We start from the raw sequence: 2,012 nt of genomic DNA, 5'->3' as shown, positions 1-2,012 counted from the left end.
AACATGGCTAAACCTGCATAAACACTAATTGTGGTAACATATACCGTGGTCGGCTTTAATAATGGCATTGTGATCATTCTAAACTTCTGCCAAGCAGATGCCCCGTCAATGGAAGCAGCCTCATAATATTCATTGTCGATGCTTTTCAAACCCGATAGATAGTAAAGCATATTAACGCCTGTCCATCTCCAACATGCGAGGATTAACAGTGCTGCCATACTCCAATTTCCATCTTTCAAAAATTTAATAGGCTCTACACCAAATAGGCCCAGGAAACTGTTCATTAATGAACCTTCCATTTCACCGAATGTCAGGCGGAAAATGGTACCCGCAACTGCGACAGATGTCAAGGCAGGGAGAAAGAACGAAGATTTAAAAAACTCYCTTCCCATCATTAACTTACTGTTGATCATAACGGCGAATAACATGGGAAAGGGAATTAACAGCACTAAGGTTCCTAACATGTACACAACGCTATTTTTAATAGATATCAAAAACACTTTATCTGTAAGCAATTTCGAATAATTCGCTTCACCAATCCATTTAGGATCCTGTCCCAACATCCTATCTTGAAAACTCATTACGAATGAATTTACAAGCGGGAAAAACCAGAACATCAAAAATATGAGTATAAATGGTAATACGAAAATATAAGGTGCAACTTTTTGAGAGTATACAAATTTCTTTATCATATTCTCAATCTCCCTTGACTATGGTTAAACCTGCCGACCACTATACCTGCCAACAGGTTTAATCAAATCATTTACTTATTATATTTATTTCAATTCTTGTTCAATTGCTGCTTGTGCTTCATCCAACGCTTCCTTCACGTCTTGGCCATCTTCAAAGATCGCATTCAAAGTAACCGTATTGAATATATTGCCGATGGTTGGTGAAGCTTTAACGGACTTTATCGCTCTAATTTCGTCCTTGATCTCATTCAAAGTATCAAATGCATTTGTTTTAAAGTATTGGACGTATTCATTTTCAGGGTTTTTCGTAACTGCATCATCTTTCCATACTTCCATGTTGATTGGGTCAAATCCAAGTGTATTCCAGATTTCAGTCGTAGCTTCTTTCGAAAGCTTAGCAAAGGCTACAAATTCTTTTGCCAACTGAACGTCTTTACCATTCTTAGTAACCACTGTGCCAGTACCGCCTAAGCCAACGGAACGAGGATTACCTTCTTCAAATACAGGCAATGGAGCTATTGCATACTTACCTTTAAGGTCTTTCATTTCGTTTACAAAGCGGGACATGTACCACTCGGGCATCAATGCACTTGCGTAGTTGCCTTTGTTATATTCGCCCTTTGCTTCTTCTGTGTCGGGTTGTCCGCCAGGGATCGTATGAATAACATTGTTCTTCTGCAGATCGACTAGCATTTCAAACGCTTTAATCATTTCAGGCGAGTTCACTTTTGGATTACCATTTTCATCTGTAAAATCAGCATTTTGCTGAGCTAGTAGCAACGATGCTTGGAACGAAGCTGATGTATCAGCAGTACCTAAGTACTTGCCAGTCTTTTCGTAAACCTGGATACCTGCTTGTTTGTAATCTTCCCACGTTTTGATTGTCTTGTAGTCAACACCTGCTTGTTCGAGAATTTCAGTGTTGTAGAAAGCAAGCGTAGCACCTACGTGATAATCAAAGCCATAAACCTGATCGGCTTTGGAGTAAATCTCRACACGTGAAGGAACAACAGTGTCTTTGTATGGTGTAAATACATCATTCAAAGATTCCAGGGGAACGTTGTCACCTTCCAAGAATTTMGGGAATTTACCWAGCTCGATATCCGCGATATCAGGAGCACCTTTTCCGCTTGTAACTGCCAATAAGAGCTTGTTRTGCATATCATCGTAAGGCATAACCGTTACATTYAACTTAATCTGTTTGTCTGGGTTCTGTTGGTTCCATAACCCCAGCATTTTATCCAAATGCTTGCCRTGCAAATCTACGAATGTCCAAAATGATAATTCTGTTGCATTCTCACCGGCATTAGCGGCATTAGC

General features: G+C 39.7%; 2 protein-coding genes. Both read right to left on the bottom strand.

Features of this window, described 5'->3' with window-relative positions; all coding sequences use genetic code 11:
* The coding region (locus AB4Z30_RS29855) for a carbohydrate ABC transporter permease (protein WP_441931224.1) at positions 1-692 on the bottom strand (692 nt) is incomplete at its 3' end.
* An 84-nt stretch (positions 693-776) separates the two neighbouring features.
* The coding region (locus AB4Z30_RS29850) for an ABC transporter substrate-binding protein (protein ID WP_441931223.1) at positions 777-2,012 on the bottom strand (1,236 nt) is incomplete at its 5' end.

This window comes from Paenibacillus sp. 2TAF8 (assembly GCF_052114825.1).
Lineage (GTDB): Bacteria > Bacillota > Bacilli > Paenibacillales > Paenibacillaceae > Paenibacillus.
The sequence above is the reverse complement of the archived record's forward strand: the minus strand, read 5'-3'. Positions and strand labels throughout refer to the sequence as shown.